Here is a 20,087-nt window from a genome sequence, read left to right on the forward strand (position 1 = left end):
ACCTCCAAAATGTTTAGCCCATCAGGACCCGGATATTTTTATTCTGGGATCAATCAGTGCATACAGAATGTCTACCACCACCAGGGACATAATATACAGACTGGCAATAAAAATGGTTTGTCCCATGATCATGGTGTAGTCCCGGTCGGTTACCGAGGATACAAAATAAGAGCCGAGCCCCGGGATGGAAAAAATCCGTTCAATAACAAAGGACCCGGAAAAGATCATCGCCACCTGAGGTCCCAAAAGAGTCACAATAGGCAGGATGGAATTTCTGAAAATATGCTTTCGGATGATTCGAAACTGGGAAGCCCCTTTCGCCTGGGCCGTCAGTATGTAGTCCTGATTCAACACATCCAGGCAATTGGCCCGCATGTACCGGGCGTATTTTGCCAACGGACCCATGGCCAGGGCAAGGCTTGGCAGAAAAGTATGCTGCAGCGTACCCCAGCCGGTGATGGGTAAGAGCCCCCATTGAATTGCTAGAAAATACTGTAGTAATGCGGCGAATACAAAGCTGGGTACGGAGATGCCCAAAATAGAAAGAAACATTACGCCGTAATCGGGTACCTTTCCGCGAAAGAAAGCCGCAAATAGGCCGAATAAAACACCGAAGGACACTCCAAAGAGGAGCGCCTGGGCTCCCAGACGTCCTGAAATCGGTGCATAGTTGGCAATGGTATCGGAAACCTTACGACCACGATAGGTAAGGGATTCGCCAAGATCCTGTTCAAAAATTAAGTCGCGCCAGAAATTTTTGTACTGAACCCTTAGGGGTTCATTAAAGCCGTACTGTTCCTGAACCTGGAGTCTCGTTTGTTCCGGAAGTTCCTCCGTCATACGCTCAATGGGATTGCCGGGAATCAACCGAATCAATATAAAGGTTATACTGATAACGATAAATAGGGTCAAAATTCCATAACCGATTCGTTTTAGAATAAATGTAATCATCGAATACCTCCTCTAATCACTTTGCTTATAAATTAACAATATAAACCTTGATTAGTATAACCGATTAATAATATAAAGCAATAGATTTTAAAAAAGATTAAAGATTCCTACCATTTTAAAATTTAGTAGGCTTTTACCAATGGATAAGAAAAATCAATTGGATGGAGAAAAAATTCTATGCTATACTTCAGGCTGGATTTAAAAGTTAAATAAATAACAAAAATGAAAATTAGGGAGGTAAGTGTATGATTAATTTAAGGAGAATGTTGTTTGTCGGTGTGCTAGTACTGTGTTTGACAGTTGTGGCGGCCTGCGGCTCGGAAGAAGGGGCCGGTGCCGAAGCGGAAGGAGAGCATGCAGCGCCGGGTTCTGATGAGGCCGGTTCTGAAGAAGCGGGGCTGGTTAAAGAGGACCAGGTCCTGAATATGTCTCTTGGGGCTGAGCCGGATTCCCTGGACGTGGCAAAAACTTCGGATATGTACTCCAACAGTGTGCTTTTACAAACTATGGAGACTCTGACCCGCCTTGAAGTCGATGAAGACGGAGAAACCGTTGTGGTTCCCGGAGCGGCAACGGAGTGGGAAGTCAGCGAAGACGGTATGGAATGGACCTTTCATCTTCGGGAGGCCAAGTGGTCCGATGGAGAACCATTAACCGCCATGGATTATGAGTATGGAGTAAAGCGGATTTTGAATCCTGAGACCGCATCCCCGATTTCTTCGGTGCTTCATGAAGTGAAAAATGCCCAGAAAATTGCTCAGGGGGAGATGGAAATTTCCGAAGCGGGGATCGAAGCGCTGGATGATAAAACCTTAGTGATTACTTTAGAATATCCGGTTCCTTATTTTTTGAGCCTTACCAATGGAAGAGGTTTTATTCCCCAAAGAGAAGATATCGTTGAAGAACACGGAAGCTCTTACGGCACGGAAGCGGATAAACTGGTTTTTTCCGGACCATTTGTGGTGGAGGAGTGGATTCACAACAGCAGCATCACTTTATCAAAAAATGAGAATTACTGGGATGCGGACACGGTAATGCTGGAAGAAGTAAATATGCGGATCATCAATGAAGAAGCAGCCCTGATGGGAGAGCTGGAAAGCGGGAATATTGATATTACCAGCGTCACCAGTCCCGAATGGGTGGAGCGTCTGGATGCAAAGGGGGGCTTTGAAAAGCTTACCGGAGACCTTCCCCGAACGGCGTATGTGTTTATGAACCATGAAGTAGAGCTGTTTTCCAACGATAAGGTGCGTAAGGCCTTTTCCTTGGCCCTTGACCGGGAAGAAATTTCCCGGGATATCAATAGCGGGATGACGAAGCCGGCCTACGGTTGGGTGCCGCACCCGATCACCGTAGAGGATGAAAACTTCAGAGAATATGCGGGAGACTTGGTAAAGGAACTTGAAGCCCGGAGTCCGGAACCGAAAGATTTGTTTTTGGAAGGGCTGGAAGAGCTCGGTATCGATAAGGATCCGGAAGATATCTCCGTTGAAATTATGCTGCCGGGACCTCCGGGAAGAGAGTTGGGAGAATACTTTCAAAGCGTATTCAGCGAAGCCTTGGGAATCAACATTGTATTGGATCCTAACGAATGGCCGGTATTCCAGGAAAGAAACCGGCAGCTGGATTACGAAGTCGGGTTTAAGTCTTATGGCGGGAATGCTTACAATGATCCTTCCTCCTTTTTAAATCTATGGCTGACGGATAATGATATCGTACCGATCGGCTGGTCCAATGAAGAATATGACCGTCTGGTTCAGGAAGCCTCGCTGGAGCTGGACGAGGAAAAAAGAATGGAAATGTATAAAAAAGCCGAAGAGATTTTACTGATTGAAGAAGCTGCAATGATTCCCTACAGCTATTTAGTAGAGAATACCTACGTACAGGAATATGTAAAAGGGTATATGCAGCCGGATTTTGGAAGCGCTGTATTAAAGAATATTTATATTGTGAAATAACACAACTAGAATGGAACATTCCCTTCATCCATTATGCTGGGGATATAAAGAAGGGATAAGATAAAAAGAAAAAACAATAGTCCGGCTAAACTTATTCAAAGAGAAGGAAAAAAATATTAGACAAGCTTTCACTGAAAAAACAGAACAACCTTTAACTGTTAATGGAAACAGGATAGGGCTGATGACGTTTGGAGTGAAGGCTTGTTTTTTGTCACAGGCGTGCAAAAATAGTAAAAATCGTGTAAATACAGAGAGCCTGTTCTCTACTACAATGAAGTTGACAAAGAAATAACAACTCAAGGAGGTAGTAAAATGAAAGGATGGAAAAAGAAAACGGCATGGTTTTTACTATTCATTTTAATGGCAGTGACCCTAGGGGCCTGTAACGGAGAAGAAGAGGGGACGGCTCCCGAAGGAAAATATCAGGACGGCGAGTATGTAGCCAGCGCTCCCGGCCACGAAGGTCCCATCGAACTGAAAGTAATCGTAAAGGATCAAGATATTCACAGCATTGAGGTGGTAGACCATAACGAAACCCCGGTGCTGACGGATCCGGCCTTTGAGAAAATCATTTCCGCCATGGAAGAGCATAAGACCACGAATGTGGACACGGTTACCGGCGCTACCCTGACTAGCTTAGGAATCATTCGGGCGGCTCGGAATGCTCTGTTGGAAGCCGGCGGTGACGAGGACCTATTTCAAGAAGGGGAGGTGGAAAAAAGCGGGTTCTACGGCCAAACCCCAAGGATTGGAAAAAGTCTATGTGGATGTGAAGGATTTGCTAAAAGACGGGGCAAGGGTTCTTGAGAATCTGACGAAAGTCGAAAAAGAGGTAAAAGGCAAGGAGGGGCGATGGTATCTGATGAAGATTATACCCTACCGAACTTCCGATGACAGGATTAAAGGGATCGTGATCAGATTTGATATTGTGTTGCTTCTAATCAGCGGAGTAAAGAAATAAGACTAGGCCTGAAGTAGGAGAGCTGTTATAATAATAGCAAAGGCAAACGTACCGAAAGGCAGGGATACCAAATGAACGAACAACAGAACATAAAAAATATCCGGGACCTGCAAAGGGCCCTTAAAAAGTCGGAAGACTTACTGCGAAAGGTTATTGACACCATTCCCCTCAGGGTATTCTGGAAGGATCGAAATTGTCGATACTTAGGCTGTAACAAAGCCTTTGCCAAGGATTCCGGATGGGAAGAACCGGAAAAACTTATCGGCAAAACCGATTATGAAATGGCCTGGAAATTTTACGCGGAGGATTATCAAAAAGATGACCGATTCGTAATGGAAACCGGGGAGGAGAAAATCAACTTTATCGAAAATGTGGTGAATGAGAAAGGGGAACATCGATATGTACGAACCAGCAAAATTCCCCTGTATGATGAAAAAGAGCGGATATTTGGTATGCTGGGAACCTTTGAGGATATTACGGATATCATGGAAATAAAAAAGGCCCTGAAAGAAAGTAAAAAACGCTACGAAGAGCTTACCTTACGAAGTCGTGCCCTGGTTTTTGAGCTGGATCCAAAGGGGAAGCTTACCTACGTCAGTCCCTCGGCCAAAGCCCTTTTCGGCTATGAGGAAGAGGAACTTTTAGGAAAAATGTTTTTTTATGAACTGGCTCCCGAGGATCAAAGGGAGGAGCTGAAAGCCTTTGGAGAAGAAATCCTGAAACAGGGGGGAACGGTTTCCGACTTTGAGCACACCCTACAGACCAAGGATGGACGGCGGATCAGCGTTATGACCAACGGGTTTTGCACCCTTAACAAGCGGGGAGAGGTGGAGAGCTTTCAGGGGATTGATGTGGATATCACCCATATTAAAGAAGCGGAGGAACGGGTGAGATATCTCAGTTATCATGATCAATTAACCGGTCTGTATAATCGCCATTTTATCGAGGAAGAGATGCAGCGCTTGGATGTGGAAAGAAATCTACCCCTGTCCATGATTATGATTGATGCCAACGGATTAAAACTGGTTAATGATGCCTTCGGTCATAAAGCGGGAGACGAGCTCCTTTTAAAGACGGCTCGGGTAGTGAAACAGGTCACCCGTAAGGAGGACCTGGTTGCCAGAACCGGCGGAGATGAATTTCTGGTTTTTCTTCCCGAAACAGGAGTGGAGGAAACCTTAAAGATACAAAAAAGAATGGAGGACTTGGCAAAGGAGGTAATCGTTTGCAATCTGCCCTTATCCTTTTCAGTGGGATCCTATACCAAAAAACATACCCGAATCACGATGGAGGATGCCCTAAGCCAAGCGGAAACCCGCATGTATCGTCAGAAATTCCGAGAGCGGGAAACCGTACGAAAAAAGTATATCAATGGAATTTTAGCACAGTTATTTATTCGATCTCCCGAGGAAAAACGCCATGCAGAGCGGATCAAAGAACTTTCCCGAAGGATCGGTGTTTCTATGGGCATTGAAGGTGGAAATCTTCAGAATCTGGAAAGAGCCGCCTACTATCATGATATCGGGAAAATCAGTATAAGGGAGGATCTGTTACTGAAAAAAGGAAAGCTGAATAAAAAGGAAGAGCAGGAAATCACCCGGCATAGTGAAATCGGTTACTCCATTTTTAACTCCTCAACAGAGTTTATTCCTTTGAGTGATACTCTACTTGCCCATCATGAGCGCTATGACGGGAAGGGTTACCCTAAGGGTCTGAAGGGAAAAGAAATCCCTCTGTGGTCTCAGATTATTCACTTTGCCAACCTCTATGATGACCTAACCAGTACCCGCAGCCGACAAGAAGTCTACTCCTGTGAAAAGGCCCTGGAAGAGCTAACGGAAGCAAAGGGTACCGCCATCGATCCCGATTATTTCGATCAATGGCTGGAAGTAATAAGGAAAACGGAATAAACCGCAAAAAAGCTTGTACCCAAAATCATTTGAAGGGGTCTAGACAGAGAGCCTTACTATCAGCAAAAAACTGCCTCAAGGCATCGGTATCTCCGATCCTTCCGGCGGTTATCTTTTTATTTCTTCATTTATCATTTTCCATTGCACCGGTCCAAGTACGGCTTTTTCAATTTTGGACTTGGCACTTTTAAAGATGATGGTAAGTTTGTCGGATTTTTCTTCGGGGCGGTTTTTTATCCGTCGGTGAATGGAGGAAAGATGTGTTATGTTTTTATAAATAAACAACATATTTAAAGGACTTTTCCTCCGTTGTATCGAATTTATATAGTAAGATGAAAATATGTAAAAATACTGGATAGCTTATGATAAAATGAATACTTGTATTAGAAGGGAGGATTATATTGGAGCATAAAAACGATTTACTCATTTATCAGACCGAGGATGGAAAAACTAAAATTGATGTAAGGCTTGAAAATGAAACCCTATGGATGACACAAAAGGCTATTGCGGAGCTGTATCAAAAGAATATAAGAACGATTAATGAGCATATAAATAATATTTACAAGGAAAAAGAACTAGATGAAAGTTCAACTATCCGGAAAAACCGGATAGTTCAGAATGAAGGTAATAGAGAGGTTACAAGAGAAGTTGCATTTTATAACTTAGAATTAATCATTGCCGTAGGTTACCGTGTACGGTCTCACAGAGGAACACAATTCAGACGTTGGGCAACGGAACGATTAAATGAATATTTGGTTAAAGGTTTTACCATGGATGATGAACGCCTAAAAGATATGCGCAATATCGGGGATGATTACTTTGATGAACTCTTAGAGCGGATTCGTGATATTCGGGCATCTGAAAAAAGATTTTATAAGAAGATCACGGATATCTATGCATTATCTATAGATTATGATGCAAACTCTGATGCTGCAAAGAAATTTTTTGCAACAGTACAAAACAAACTTCACTTTGCTATTCATGGATATACCGCTGCAGAGCTTATTGAGCAAAGAGCCGATGCATCTAAAGATAATATGGGCCTAACCAATTGGAAAGGCCAAAAGGTGCGCAAAAGGGATATTGCCGTTGCTAAGAATTATTTGACGGAAAAAGAACTTAAATCGCTTAACCGAATTGTGACGATGTACCTGGATTATGGGGAAGATCAAGCAGAAAGACGTAATCCGATGCATATGAAGGACTGGGAAGAAAAACTCAACGCCTTCTTAAAATTCAATGAGCGGGACATACTTACCGATGCAGGTTCCATCTCTCATGAAGTTGCAAAAGAGCTGGCTGAAAAAGAATATGAGAAATTTAATAAACATCGATTAGAAAAACCTGAGAAAGATGATTTTGATAAGTATCTAAAGGAACATGAAGAGACATATAATAATTGAAAGCGGTGATCATATGGTCATATATGATCGTATATTAAATATAGTTTACGAACAAAAAAGACGGACTGAAAAAAGTATTAGAGATAAAAGTATGAAAATGAGGTGAAATCCATGAAAAGATTTTTAAAAATCAACTTCGGTGTATTTATTATGGCCGTCGGTCTTTATGTGTTTTTAATCCCCCAAGATTTGGCTGTAGGAGGGGTTACGGGCCTTGCCATGGTGGTGAACAATTTCTTTCCGATCATTTCCGTAGGTTTGGTCATGATCATAGCCAATATTGTCCTGTTCATTTTAGCCTTCATCGTGATCGGGAAGGATTTCGGCGGTTATACGATTTATTCCAGCTTATTGTTATCGGGGATGATTTACCTGTTTGAAATGGTTTATCCCATATCCCAGCCCTTAGTAGATGATTTAATGATCAATCTGATTTACGGGGTCATCATTCAGGGAATCGGTATGGGCATCATCTTTTATGAAAATGCTTCTACGGGGGGCACGGATATTATTGCGAAGATCATTACCAAGTTCGTCAACATGGAGATCGGAAAGGCACTGCTGCTGGCAGATTTTCTAATTGTTATGTTTGCGGGGATCTCTTTCGGATTGACATTGGGGCTTTACGCCTTACTAGGTGTGATTGTGAATGCAGGGGTAATTGATAATGTAATCGCCGGCCTGAATAAGAAGATGCAACTCTTGATTATTACGGATAAAACCGATGAAATAAATGAATACATTATCAATGAAATTCAACGAGGGACAACCCTATACACCGGAAAGGGAGGCTTTTCCGGGGAAGAAAAAGTAATCATCAGCACGATTGTAAGTAAAAGAGAGTATATTAAAATAAAGCAATATTCCAGGGCTATGGATGATAACGTATTCATCAGTATAGGTTTTGTGAATGAGGTTTTAGGAAATTATCGAATGACCTAGACTGAGGAGCAAAGTCGTGGAGGCGTATAACGATTTTGATTGAAGCTAAGGCTTTTTTTACCCCTTCACGAAAAGTCCGTGAAGGGTTAAAATGGTAATTAGAAGGTTTGAGTCATTGATCAAAAAACCATAAAAGCAGGTGACCCATGGAAAAAATCATCGAAAAATACATAAAAGGGCTGCAGCAAAAAAACAGAAAACGATTTGAGCTGCAGGGCCTGATAAATAACGTCATTGACCGCTACAAAGGGGCCCATTATTATCATGAGGCGGGAGGCTACCGGGCATTGTACAACGGGGTGCAAAGACTTAAAGAAAAGGGTAAGCTGAAAGAAATCAAAGCCTCGGGTTATAACGGATTAAACCCGCCCCTAAGTAACCGCTGGCAGGTAATCGAAGAAGGGAGCAATCACCGGTGGGATCCGTCGAAAGTCCTTCGGTATTCCGATCGGTTGGACTTTGCTTACTACCACAACCATCCCGAATATCAAAGGGATGAGGAATGGGAATATATCGAAAACATCTATGCTTTTTTAAAAAGTCGGGATCAACGGAAGTGGGCAAGTGTGGAGGAGCGTTCCCTGGAACTTTTTTATGATGAAAAATACTTAAAAAGCAAAAAAGACACGGCAAAGGGCAAATACGGCATTTTAAAGCGCTTAAAGCTGGACTATGAAAATTTGAAGATGAAAAAATACGGGGAGATGTTCATTTACTGGAACAAAGGGGTAAAACACATCAGAAAAATCGTGATCCTGGAAAATCACTCCACCTTTTTCACCTATAAACGGGCCGCAGTGGATCTTGGCAGTATTTTCGGATTTGAGGCCGACGCCCTGATTTACGGGGAAGGAAAAAAGATCGAGGAAAGTTTATCTTTTCTGGAGGAAATTGCGGATGCCAAAGCTATGAAAATACTGTATTTCGGAGATTTCGACGGGGAAGGCCTGGGAATTTACCATCGGCTGAAAACCCGTTATGATGAGCTGGACATTCAGCTGCAGGGTGAGGCCTATCAGCATCTGATCCGGCGGTGTGAGAAAAAGTATCCCGGAAAAGTGCAAAATAAGAATCCCCTGTATCTGGAGGGTTTCCTGGATGAAATGAAGGACCGCTTAACCCCGGAGGAGATCCTAAGGCTTCGGGACCTTTGGGCGTCGGACCGGCGAATTCCCCAGGAACTGATCAACTATGAGTACTTACTGAAGGTGGGCAGATGATGATCGAAAAAGGATTTTTCAATCGTATGAAAAAAATGCAGACCATGCGGATGCTGGGCGGAGGGATGGACCTGGGACCGCTGAATGAATACAGCTTTGAAATCTGCTTTTTGCTGATTCAAAATATCTTTCTTCGGGAGCTTCGGGAAAATCATCATCGAACCCGGGAGGATATGCTTTTTATTGCGGAGAAAATTTTGCAGGAGATGGATCTGAGCTACGACCCCGAGGCTACTCAGCGGGTAGTGGACGGAACCCTGTGGTTTCGGGACCCGATGAAGCAGGAAAGTTTTAAAACAAGGATTTTTCATGAAGAGACGGGAAGAAAAGAGGAGTTTGCCTTTCGTTATTTCAAAGTGGACCGGGAGCATAGCCACTGGGAACAGGGGGGCTCCACGGTGTATATGTTGACGGAGGAAAGCCAGGAGATGATTTTTATTACCCGGGAAATCCTTGAAGAGTTCGGCTTTGACTTAGAGCAGTTTTATACCCTGCAGCTGATTAAAACCGGGAACTTCACCAAAGCCCAGGGGAGTATCGATAACTTAATGGCCCGGGTCCGAACATTGATTACCCGGGAGAGGGAATACCGCAGGGATATCCTTCGGGATCCCCAAAATATTTTCTTTGACCAAAGTTCCCGGGGAAACAAGTCCGAGGAGGAAATCAAAGCACAGTTTGACGAGGAACAAAAGGTGTTTGAGGATATGTTTACCTGGAGAAGCCGCTATGATGCCCTGCCCACGGAGAAAAAACAGGAAGCGGAAACCATGTTCGAAAAACTGGGCCAGGCAAGAGCCCTGCATGATCGTCTGGCAAAGCTGGTGACGGAAAATTTCGCTTTGGAAATGGAAATTCGGGTAAAATACCCGGAGAGTTTCTGGAACACCGCCAGCCATAGTTTTAAAAAGGATATTTGGCAAAACCACATTGTAAAAAACGGACTGGAAAAAATCGAGGATCTGGAAGCCGTGGTGGCCCCGCTCTTTTCCCCGAAGACGGATTTTATCTATCCCATGGACTGGGCCTGGGGAGAACAGCAGGTTTATCGGAAAAGAACCTTTAAGCATGCCCGGGAGGAGCTATTAGAGGAGGACTGGACCTTTCGGGAAATCGACTGGGAGCTGCTGACAGAGCTTTACGAAGACGTATTTCGGGAGCTGCTGGAGAAGGGGAAATTCTCGATTCGATCCCTCAATGAGAAAAGCGAACCGGAACAGGGGAAGTGGCTGAAGCAGCGGGAGAACATCGATTTATTCATGATGTTTGTGATCGCCGATGTGAAGCTGGACCGATTTCATACCGGAGAAGATGAACGGCTGCGGGTCTATAAGGCCCTGTGCGACCGAAACCCGGACTTTCACAAACTACACGGAAAACGGATTACCTCGGCAATAGAGGATGCCGGAGAAGTCCTTCTTTGGGAGGAAGTTTTGATTTCCCCCTACACCATTTACCTAGAGGAGTGAGCCCATGAGCTATAGCAGTGAAGAGATTAAAAAAGCGGGAGAAGTGTTTTTTCATCTGTTTGATAAAAAAATTCTGCCCGCCGGGGACGTGCTGGCGGCGGAGTTTTATGATAATAATGCCGTAAGCGAGATTGTCAAAAGCTTTGCGGAGGAAGGCGGGCTTCGGGTTATTCCCACTCGGCAGAACCTCCATCTGGTGGCACAGGGGGAGGGCTCTATTTTTGCCACGACCTATACGAAGATGAAAGAGGAATACAAGCTGGATCGGAAAAAACATTTTTATCTGGCCAACATCATTATCTGTATCTATTTAGCGGAGATTGATCGGGAAAACAATTTTTCCTTTCGGATTGAGGACGGGGCCATTTCCTATTACAAGCTGGAGGAGATCATCTCCGAAACCCTGGAATCCTGGATCAAGAGAAATGAACAGGAAGCAGACTTCGCCCGGGACTTTGCCATCGCCATTGAAGAAATTCATCAACTGTGGTCCGTGGAGATGTCCCATTCCAAAGAGGCGAAGGAGGGTGTGGGATTTTCCCTGTCCAAAGGAACCCGCCTGGGCTTTATTCATGAAGCCTTAAAGCCCCTGGAAAAAGAGGGGCTAATCATTACGCTGCCCCGGGAGAATCGAATCATTCCCAAGGAAGAACTCTATGAACGATTGGAAAAGCTTTATCACGGAGGAGACCGGTACGAGGAGATTATGGAACTGATCAAGAAAAGCAAAGGGGAGCGGGAGAATGCCGAAACTGACGAAAATTAGACTGACGGGCTGCAAATACGACGGAATGCAAAAGGAACACGAAAACTCCATCTTCGATCTGACCCGAGAAGATGCGGCGGACCATACCCTCTTTACGCTCTTTAACGGCGGCGGCAAGGGGGTAATGATGCAGCTGATTTTTCAACTGATGCTCCCGGGAACCAAATGGGGAAAAAGCAACGGCAATAAAGTGGTGGGGATGTTTCGGGATCGTCGAAACAACCTGCAGTCCTTTACCTTCCATGTGGTTCTGGAATGGGTACTGGATACGGAGCCGGAAAGGCGACTGATTACGGGGATTGCGGTAAAATCCCGGATCAAAAATACGGAAGGGGAAGAGGAGGACCAGGCCGGTCTTTCCTACTTTCTATACACCCACGAATATCAGGGCCACAGTTACTTTACCGTGGACAAACTTCCCCTATATCAGCGGGACAGCCAAGAGGCCACGGATCTATCCGCCCTGGAAGCCTTCATTGATGAGCATAAGCAGGATTTTCGAAAGTTCAGCAAAAGTGACGCAAGCAATAAAAACGGGCGGTATTACAACCATCTGCTAAGCAAGGGCCTGTATTTAAGTGAATGGAGAAATTTAAAGGAAATCAATAAATCCGAAGGCGGGGTGGGAGACTACTTTACCGGCGCCGGAGATAACAAATCCATTTTTGATAAAATCATTCTTCCCGCCATCAGTGAAAATCTTCGGACCTATTCCCCGGATGAGGAAAACAATTTGGTGGAGATGTTTAAAAGCAATCTGTCCATCACCAAGGATCTTCCCGTATTGAAAAAGCGGGAGGGGGACTATAAGGAGCTTTTGGCCAAGATCGATCCCTTAATGAAAAATGCCGACAGCGGCTCGAGATATCTGGACAAGAAGGATCGCTTAAACCATGAGGGAAATGCCATTTACTATACGCTAAAAGATGAGGCGGGACTCATTGGTCAAGCCGTTGAAAAATGGAAAGGGGAAGAGAAAAAAGCCCTGGAGGAAAAAGGCCGCCTGGCCTATGAAAAAGATAATATCGCCTACAATCAAAAGCGTATGGAGCTAACAGGAGAAGAGAAAAAAGTTCGGGCCCTGGAGGACGAGCTTCGGGGAATCCACGAAAAAATCGAACAGAAGAATCAGGAACTTCTGCTTTATCAGGTGAACCGATTGTTAGAGGAAAAGAAGGCCAAAGAACAGTTGATGGAAGATACCCTAAAGGAAAAACAGCGACTTATGGAAATCCTGGAGGAATCCGGGAACCGCCAAAAGGCAAAAGCCCTCGACGGAGAATTATTGCAGAGTGGAATGAACGGAAAGAACACTGGAAGCAGGAAGAGGACCGATACCAGGGCTATATGCACCACATCGAGGAGCAAAGGGAAGGCCTTAAGCGAAAGAAAAAAGAATACCTAAAAACCGTGGAAACGATGGAAAAGCAGATCAACCGATTCTCTCTTCAGGAAGAGGATTTAAGCAAGGTTCGAAAGAAGCTGGAGGAGTCTTACGATCCCTTAAGCCTGCTGTATCCCGAACGGATCCTGGAGGAGCTGGAGAATCACTACCAAACATCGAAGGAGACCTCGGAGAAAAACGCCGAGAAGGAAGCGCTTTACCGAAAAGAGATCGAAAAACTAAACCGAAGCATGGACCGCCTGGATATGGAAGTTACCGCCAAGGAAAAGGAAATGGATAAACTGCAGCAGGAAATTCATCAGCAGGAAGCCTACGAAGGTAAAACCCTTCGACAAATATCCAAACAGCTGATGGAAAGCTACGACGGGAGCCTGTTAACTCATGCCTGGTTCAAGGAAAAGCTGGAGGCCTTAAAAACCCTGGAAGCCGAAAAGAAAGAAAAGCTGGAAGCCTTGCAAAGACGAATCTGGGAGAAAAACATGGACCGTTCCCTGAATAAGGGAGACTACTTCGTTCCGAACCGGGATATTCTCACAATCAAAGAAGAGATGGAAAAGCTGGGAATCCACGGAGAGACCGGCAACGAATATCTGATGAAAACCGATGAAGAAGAGCGGCGGGAGATCCTGGAGAGTGATCCCGGCTTTATCTACGCCATTGTAATCGGAAATCAGCGGGACTGGGAAATTATTGAAAAAAACATTCCAAAGGATTTATTTCTGCACAATCTGGTACCCATTTATGTACGGTCCGATATGAATCAGTCGGGAAAGCAGACCTTTAAAACCGTCACTGGTAAAGGGGAGCACATGATTGAACGGGAGTTTTTTATGGGCTGGAAGGCGGATATGGACCGGGAAATCGCCGGTCTTGGGCAGACGGAAAAGAATATCAAAGAAGACCTCACGGAAATTGCAAAACTTCGCCAAGATATAAACATCATCCTGGAGGGGGACACGGCCCGGGACTTACAGGTAGAGTGGGAAAATCGGAAAGAAGAAAAGAAAAATTTCACAGAGGAAAAACGCCTGAAAGGCGAAGGGAAAGCAGGCAAGGAAGGAGAACTGGAAAAGACGATCCATATCCTGAAGGCGGAAACGAAGAAACAGGAAAACTTACGTCATGGGATCGATCAGCTAAGGGACTATATGGAAAGGGCGGAGAAGGTTCGAGAGGAAGAGGTTCGAATCACCGCTGTCCGTCGGGATCTGAAGGGGATTGAAAAAAACATCGAAAACCTGGAAGAAACCCTGGAGGAGATCCGAAACTTCGAAGAGAAGGTCCGGGAGCAGTATCGAACGTGGGAGTATCAGCTGCAAAGGATCCTGGAAGAGGTAAAAGAGGTTTACGTCGGGGCGGAGTACCATCATGACGATAAGGAAAGCTTTAGAAATGAGCAGCCACCGGATATGAAAATCAACAGCGAGGAACTGAGGATTCTGGTAAAGGAAAGAAAAGCCCTGGAAAAAAGCATTACGGAAAATCATTCGGATATTGCGGTATTGGAAAACGATCTGAAGCATCATCGAGAAAGCTATCATAAGATTTTGGCGGAGTTGGAAAAGCTCAGTGGCGACTGGAAAAGCTTTAGGGATCTTGCTATGACCATGGGTGAAATCGAAGTATTGATAAAAAGCATGGAAAAGGCGATCGGAAAACTCCGGGAGGAAAAAAGCACCCGACAGTCCGATAAAGATCGGATCCTGGGGGCCTTAAACACCTTGCAAAGAAGTCTTAGGGACAAAGAAGAACAGATCCGAAAGGATCATCAGCGGGCACCCACCCTCCTCGAGGATCGGGAACTTTCCGGTGAGCTGGACTTGGTGGAGAGAAATATCAGGGACAATGAACGATATCTGAAAATCTGCGAGGAGGAACTGGAGAGTAGTCGGGAGAAAGAAAGAAAAGTGGAAACCAATCTGATCAAGATGAAAAGCATCTATCCCGTAGATCCTACGAAAGCCAAAGCCGAGGACATTCTGAAGGAAAAAGTACAGAACAACCCGGACCAGATGGTGGATGAATGGATTTTGAAATATCATCGAAACATAAACGCCATTAGCAAGACCGAGGAAGAGGGAGAAAGAAACCGGGAAGCCTTTATCCAAGAGATTCGCAGGGATTTAGTGGAGGATCAGCTGAAGGAAAAAATCATCGAAACCTTGAAAGGTGCGAAAATCGGGAACTTTCGGAAGAACCGCATCACCTTTGAGAGTATGAAGCAGAACTTTGAAAAAGAGCTGTTGAGTCTTTCCCGGGATAAACAAAAGGCCGAGGAGGCTATGAGTCAATGGACCAAGCGGGCCTCGATCCACGTGATCCGTATGGTTGAGGCGCTGAAAACCATGGTGGGGGAAATGAATTATACCAATGAACAGGGCTACGCCTTTCCCCTCGTAAAGTTGAAGGGTACGGAACGACTGCCCCGGGATGAGGGTGAGATCACCGTTCTTTTGGAAGATTACTTTATCAAAGCCATCGAGAAGGTTTTGGAGAAAAACGAGGACATCACGAATTTGGACGAGAAAGTGTATAAGAATCTGATGGGGGATGTGGTCCTCTTTTCCAAGGCGCTTCAGGGAAGATATCCGACGCTCCTGGTTTATAAAATGAGTGAGCGAAACGAGTTTCGCTTTGCCCGGGCAAGAGAGGAATACTACACCACCTGGGAAGCCATCAATAAAGGGGAGGGAGATATGCCCGAAGGCTCCGGTGGGCAGACATTATCGGTAAACACCTTTGTGATCATGATGATCATGAGTTTTAAGAAAAAGCACACCGGTAACGAAAACCCCTCCACGGTGCTGCTGCTGGACAATCCCTTCGGGAAAGCCTCGGCAAAGCACGTACTGGACCCCATATTCGAAATCGCCAACAAGCTGAATTTCCAGCTGATCTGCTTCGCCGCACCGGAAATCATCAAAGTGGAAATCAGTGAGCGCTTCCCGGTGTTCTGGGAATTAAAACTTCATAAGGGAAAAGTCCTCCACGGCGGTCGCATCATGTAAGACCGGACAATCTGACAAGGGGACACAAAGGGGACGGAGGTAGTTGATTCAAAAAAACCAACTACCTCCGTCCCCTTTCTGTTCACTGCTTTTTATTCGCAACCAAAACCTTTCGAAGAATCAACAAAATCATAAAAATCGTTACACTCAGCAGCATAATTTCCGTAAAGTCCCGAAGGATGGAGTAAGTGGTGGCGCTGAGGCCATGGAGCATGCCGTGGGAGAGTACATAGGAGCCGAAAAACATCGCGGCTACTTCAAAGAATCGCCGGATTCCTTGCTTTCGAAAAAGTTTCCAAAATATTAGGGCGATCAGGAAACAAAAGGCTGCCAGTATCACATAGTAGTTGAGGGCGAGTCTTGGCAAGGTTAAAGATCCCCCATTGGGATAGGGATTTGTCCCGTAAATCACTTGGTCCGGCTGTCCATCGGTAGTGTAGTAGAAAATAGTGCTAAGATTTTCCCCTTCAGGGTTTAGAACGATCATGGAAGAGCTTCGCCGAGGAAAAACACTGCTCCACAGATTATCCCAGGTGCTAATTCGATATTCAACCCCGTCTCCTGCGTCATTTTCGTAGGGATGGATATCATAACCCGCCACATCCTCACCAAACTCCAAATAAACCTTGTTGTCCGATCCTTCAATGATCCCTACCCGTTCTTCATTATAGGGCAGATAATTCGGTGCAGTGAGATAAGTAATGATCAGTATGGCCATGACCAAACTTCCAAGTACCGCAAGGAGAATTCCCTTCACTTTACCCAAGGTGATTTTTTTTCGGATTTTTTTAAAAGTTTCGATGTCCCCTTGTCGAGTAGCGGCCGCTTCATTACCTTCGATGTTTTCGTAGCTCTTTAGGGAAGCAGCGTCGTTTATAGAAGTATCCGCTTCCTTTTTGCATGCACCGCAGGTCTTAAGATGCGCCTCAACCAGTTCGACGGATGCCTCACTCAACAGTCCCTCCTGGTAAAGGGGCAAGAGATCGTTGATCACATCACACTTTGCTTCACAATCTATTTTCATGGTGATTCCTCCAATTCCGCTAAAATTTTCTTTCGGCTTCGATGAAAAGTGACACAGGCCCAGTTTTCCGTTTTCTGAAAGATCTCTCCGATCCTTTTAAAGCTGAGCTCCCCGAAAACCCTCAGGGTAAACACCTCTTTGTAGGGCTCTTTCATATGGTGCAGGATGCGGTGGATCTTTTGGGAGGTCTCCTCATTCATCAGACGGGTATCCATGGAGGTCTCAGAAAAGGGCCCTTTATCCTCGGGAATCTCCGCCACGATATCCACCCGCCCCTGTTTTCGAAGATGGGAATAATAGCTGTTCTTTCCGATTTGGCAAAGCCATACTCTTATGTCGCAGCCGCCATTAAAATCCTCGATCCCCTCCAGGGCTTTCATGAAAGTCTCGGCGGTTAAATCCTCCGCTAAGTTTTGATCCCTGGTAATACTGAGCAAATAGCGATATACCGAGGGGAAATATCGTTCATATAGGTCTTCGAGTTCAATCACTTTTTCACCTCCTCAGTTATAAGACGCGGGAAAAACGAAAATCTTACAAAATTGTAGAAAAATTTTCGAGTTTCTTTGGAGTTTCTTTAGCATTTCTTTCGGATTTTTTTGGAATTGGTTGGAATCCATTTTTATTTGTTAATGATACACCATTTTTTTGAAAGAAGGAATACGGAAATGAAATCGGGGAGGACAGGGGGATGCTTCTTTTGTTCTCCTTGAGCCAGAACAAAGGGCTGAGTGCTTTTTCTACTGCGGCTGCAACATGGCAATAGCAATCTTTTCGTAAGCGTGAGTATTGCGATCTGCGACCAATCCTGAAAAGGGATCTTCTAGTTTAAAAGCGGTTTTTCTCTGTGGCAGGTGCAGTGTGAAGGACGCAGTATGTAAGGTGCAGTGTGCAGGAAAATTCACCGATGTTAAACCCTAAATTCCTGGGTACATATAAAGAAAAGACCGGGAGGGTATACAATGGGATACTATGAAAGACCGGAATATGAAGTGGTGTTGACGGATAAGCCCTTTGAGCTAAGAGATTATAAAAAATTTTTCATGGTCACGTACTTTAGCAAAGAAGACCCGAAATCCAGTGAAGGATTCCGAACAATATTCAATTATATCTCTGATAAGAATGAGGAAAAGACGAAGATCAGCATGACGGTACCGGTGATTGAAGGAAAAAATGAAGAGGGATACCGAATGTCCTTTGTGGTGCCGAAGCGTTTCGGCTCGAATCCTCCGAAACCCGTGGATGCTCGGCTTACCATCACAAAGATGGAAGGGGGACGTTATGCGGTAATTCTTTATCGGGGAACGTCCAATAGCAAACTGGAAAAGGAAAAAGAGAAACTTCTGCTGGATTGGATGAAGGAAAAGAACCTGCCGGTGGAGGGAAGCGCCAAGGTGGCCTTTTTCAACCCGCCCTTTATTCCCGGTGCATTCAAGCACAATGAAGTGATGATACGGGTGAAGGATGAGGGGTAGTGTTTAATTTCGAAGAATGATTTTTATAATTGATAAGGAGGCTTCCATAATGATAAGTAATTCAGATTTGAAGTACCTGCGGCGATGTGTTGAACTAGCGAGAACTGCCTTGGAGAAAGGTGACCATACACAACACCCGGAATTTGCGTTGGCCCGATGGGCAGCAGCAAATATGACACGGTCAGAAAGAAGTAAAGCGACGGTATATACCTCTGGGGAACATTGCCCTATGTGCGCTGCAGCCCATGGGTGGGTTGGTTTAGGTAGGATTGTTTATGCAAGTTCTTCGAAGCAGTTGGTACAATGGTTGGATGAAATGGGCGTACCTCCATCACGGGTTCGGAACCTGCCTATTCAAGAGGTTATTCGCGATTCCATCATAGATGGACCGGTTCCGGAACTGGAAGAGGAAATGCGTCAGCTCCATCGACAATTTTATAAAAGAGTATAATAAAGTAGTAGGAAGGGATTGATAATAATCGGGAAAAAGGTGATGAAATGCCATTTGAAATCCTAAGAAATGATCTGACAAAAATGGATGTGGATGCTATCGTAAATCCCACCAATAGCAAAATGCATGGCACCGCAGGGGTGGATGGTCGAGTCCACAAAATAGAAGCCCCCCGGTTACGAGAAGAAACTCAACAAATGGGGACACTCCCTCCGGGACAGTGCGCTCTAACAAAAGCCTTCAACCTACCGGCCCGCCATATTATCCATACGGTGGGGCCTATTTGGAAAGATGGAAACAGCGGCGAAGAGGAACGCTTAAGCGACTGCTATAAAAATGCCCTGAAGCTTGGAAAAGAGAAGGGTTTTAAAAGTATGGCCTTTCCCTTGATCTCCTCCGGGGCTTATGGTTTTCCCAAAGACCTTGCCTTAAACATTGCGGTTCGTTCCATCGGAGAATTTCTTCTTTTTAATGAGATGATGGTATATCTGGTGGTTTATGATAAAAAGGCCTACCAATTATCAGCAAATCTGTCTGCATCGGTGGAAGCTTATATTGATGATCATTATATTGATGAACATCGGATTCACAGCGCCTCAAGGCTAGAATACAGGAAAATGCTTTACTACGAAGGAGCAGAACCGGATGTAGCAGAAGAAATGATAGCGGAACCGGATCGACGAAAGAAGAAATCCCTGGATGATGTTTTAGAGCACTTGGATGAATCCTTTTCCGAAAGGTTGTTACGGTTGATCGATGAAAAGGGATTGAAGGATCCTGAGGTATACAAAAAAGCCAATGTCTCAAAACAGACCTTCTCGAAGATTAGAAATGAAAATAACTATAACCCGACTAAGCAAACCGTACTGGCCTTTGCCATTGCCTTGAAGCTTAATTTGGATGAAACGAAGGACCTGTTATTGAAGTCCGGCTATGCCCTTTCTAGAAGTAGTCGTTTTGATGTGATAATCAGTTATTTTATTGAATCAAAGAATTACAATATATTTGAGATCAACGAGGTACTCTTTGCCTATGACGAAAATCTCCTTGGGCTATAAGACCAACCAAAGCAATCAAAGGAATTAAATTAATTAAATCAATTATAAAACAATCAAAAAAAGGTCCCTTCCTAAGGGACCTTTTA

General features: G+C 44.7%; 16 protein-coding genes and 1 pseudogene. 14 read left to right on the forward strand and 3 right to left on the reverse strand.

The window, feature by feature from the left end; genetic code table 11:
• Positions 1 to 21 precede the first annotated feature (21 nt).
• Positions 22 to 951 (reverse strand): ABC transporter permease, encoded by a 930-nt coding sequence (locus ISALK_RS01690; protein ID WP_160718494.1) that lies wholly within the window; start codon positions 949 to 951, stop codon positions 22 to 24.
• A 245-nt stretch (positions 952 to 1,196) separates the two neighbouring features.
• Here ISALK_RS01690 and ISALK_RS01695 point away from each other — a divergent pair, with 245 nt between their 5' ends.
• From ISALK_RS01695 to ISALK_RS01745, 11 genes and pseudogenes are all read left to right on the forward strand, one after another.
• Positions 1,197 to 2,909: a peptide ABC transporter substrate-binding protein gene (locus ISALK_RS01695; protein ID WP_160718495.1), complete on the forward strand. Its 1,713-nt coding sequence runs from the start codon at positions 1,197 to 1,199 to the stop codon at positions 2,907 to 2,909.
• A gap of 312 nt (positions 2,910 to 3,221) precedes the next feature.
• Positions 3,222 to 3,716, forward strand: coding sequence for an FMN-binding protein (locus tag ISALK_RS01700; RefSeq protein ID WP_160718496.1), 495 nt, complete (start codon positions 3,222 to 3,224; stop codon positions 3,714 to 3,716).
• Positions 3,679 to 3,771: pseudogene (locus tag ISALK_RS15495) on the forward strand (hypothetical protein); the annotation flags it as partial. The gene ISALK_RS01700 and the pseudogene ISALK_RS15495, both read left to right, overlap by 38 nt.
• Before the next feature lie 170 nt (positions 3,772 to 3,941).
• Positions 3,942 to 5,780 carry a sensor domain-containing diguanylate cyclase/phosphohydrolase gene (locus ISALK_RS01710; protein ID WP_160718498.1) on the forward strand — a complete coding sequence of 613 codons (1,839 nt, stop codon included), beginning with the start codon at positions 3,942 to 3,944 and terminating at the stop codon, positions 5,778 to 5,780.
• A gap of 401 nt (positions 5,781 to 6,181) precedes the next feature.
• Complete coding sequence (locus ISALK_RS01715; protein ID WP_160718499.1) at positions 6,182 to 7,183, forward strand: virulence RhuM family protein; 1,002 nt, start codon at positions 6,182 to 6,184, stop codon at positions 7,181 to 7,183.
• Between the two features lie 111 nt (positions 7,184 to 7,294).
• Entirely contained in the window at positions 7,295 to 8,125 is an 831-nt protein-coding gene (locus tag ISALK_RS01720; protein WP_160718500.1) for a YitT family protein, read from the forward strand.
• Between the two features lie 146 nt (positions 8,126 to 8,271).
• On the forward strand, positions 8,272 to 9,345 hold the full coding sequence (locus tag ISALK_RS01725; protein WP_160718501.1) for a Wadjet anti-phage system protein JetD domain-containing protein: 1,074 nt from the start codon (positions 8,272 to 8,274) through the stop codon (positions 9,343 to 9,345).
• Positions 9,345 to 10,814: a hypothetical protein gene (locus ISALK_RS01730; protein WP_236660220.1), complete on the forward strand. Its 1,470-nt coding sequence runs from the start codon at positions 9,345 to 9,347 to the stop codon at positions 10,812 to 10,814. Before ISALK_RS01725 ends, ISALK_RS01730 begins: the two co-directional genes overlap by 1 nt.
• 4 nt (positions 10,815 to 10,818) lie before the next feature.
• A complete protein-coding gene (locus tag ISALK_RS01735; protein ID WP_160718503.1) occupies positions 10,819 to 11,580 on the forward strand; it encodes a DUF6063 family protein in 762 nt (253 codons plus the stop codon).
• Positions 11,558 to 12,985 carry a hypothetical protein gene (locus tag ISALK_RS01740; protein ID WP_160718504.1) on the forward strand — a complete coding sequence of 476 codons (1,428 nt, stop codon included), beginning with the start codon at positions 11,558 to 11,560 and terminating at the stop codon, positions 12,983 to 12,985. The genes ISALK_RS01735 and ISALK_RS01740 overlap by 23 nt, the downstream gene beginning before the upstream one ends.
• Complete coding sequence (locus ISALK_RS01745; protein ID WP_160718505.1) at positions 12,928 to 15,993, forward strand: coiled-coil domain-containing protein; 3,066 nt, start codon at positions 12,928 to 12,930, stop codon at positions 15,991 to 15,993. The genes ISALK_RS01740 and ISALK_RS01745 overlap by 58 nt, the downstream gene beginning before the upstream one ends.
• An 82-nt stretch (positions 15,994 to 16,075) precedes the next feature.
• On the opposite strand, the gene ISALK_RS01750 is transcribed toward ISALK_RS01745, so the two are convergent.
• Both ISALK_RS01750 and ISALK_RS01755 read right to left on the reverse strand, forming a co-directional pair.
• Complete coding sequence (locus tag ISALK_RS01750) at positions 16,076 to 17,017, reverse strand: zf-HC2 domain-containing protein (protein ID WP_160718506.1); 942 nt, start codon at positions 17,015 to 17,017, stop codon at positions 16,076 to 16,078.
• Complete coding sequence (locus tag ISALK_RS01755; RefSeq protein ID WP_160718507.1) at positions 17,014 to 17,508, reverse strand: RNA polymerase sigma factor; 495 nt, start codon at positions 17,506 to 17,508, stop codon at positions 17,014 to 17,016. Before ISALK_RS01755 ends, ISALK_RS01750 begins: the two co-directional genes overlap by 4 nt.
• Before the next feature lie 471 nt (positions 17,509 to 17,979).
• On the opposite strand from ISALK_RS01755, the gene ISALK_RS01760 reads away from it, so the two are divergent.
• From ISALK_RS01760 to ISALK_RS01770, 3 genes are all read left to right on the forward strand, one after another.
• Entirely contained in the window at positions 17,980 to 18,492 is a 513-nt protein-coding gene (locus ISALK_RS01760) for an SOUL family heme-binding protein (RefSeq protein WP_160718508.1), read from the forward strand.
• 172 nt (positions 18,493 to 18,664) lie between these two features.
• Complete coding sequence (locus tag ISALK_RS01765; RefSeq protein ID WP_245394400.1) at positions 18,665 to 18,943, forward strand: tRNA-specific adenosine deaminase; 279 nt, start codon at positions 18,665 to 18,667, stop codon at positions 18,941 to 18,943.
• A 47-nt stretch (positions 18,944 to 18,990) separates the two neighbouring features.
• Positions 18,991 to 20,001 carry a macro domain-containing protein gene (locus ISALK_RS01770; protein ID WP_160718510.1) on the forward strand — a complete coding sequence of 337 codons (1,011 nt, stop codon included), beginning with the start codon at positions 18,991 to 18,993 and terminating at the stop codon, positions 19,999 to 20,001.
• Positions 20,002 to 20,087 lie beyond the last annotated feature (86 nt).

Source organism: Isachenkonia alkalipeptolytica (assembly GCF_009910325.1).
GTDB lineage: Bacteria > Bacillota > Clostridia > Peptostreptococcales > T1SED10-28 > Isachenkonia > Isachenkonia alkalipeptolytica.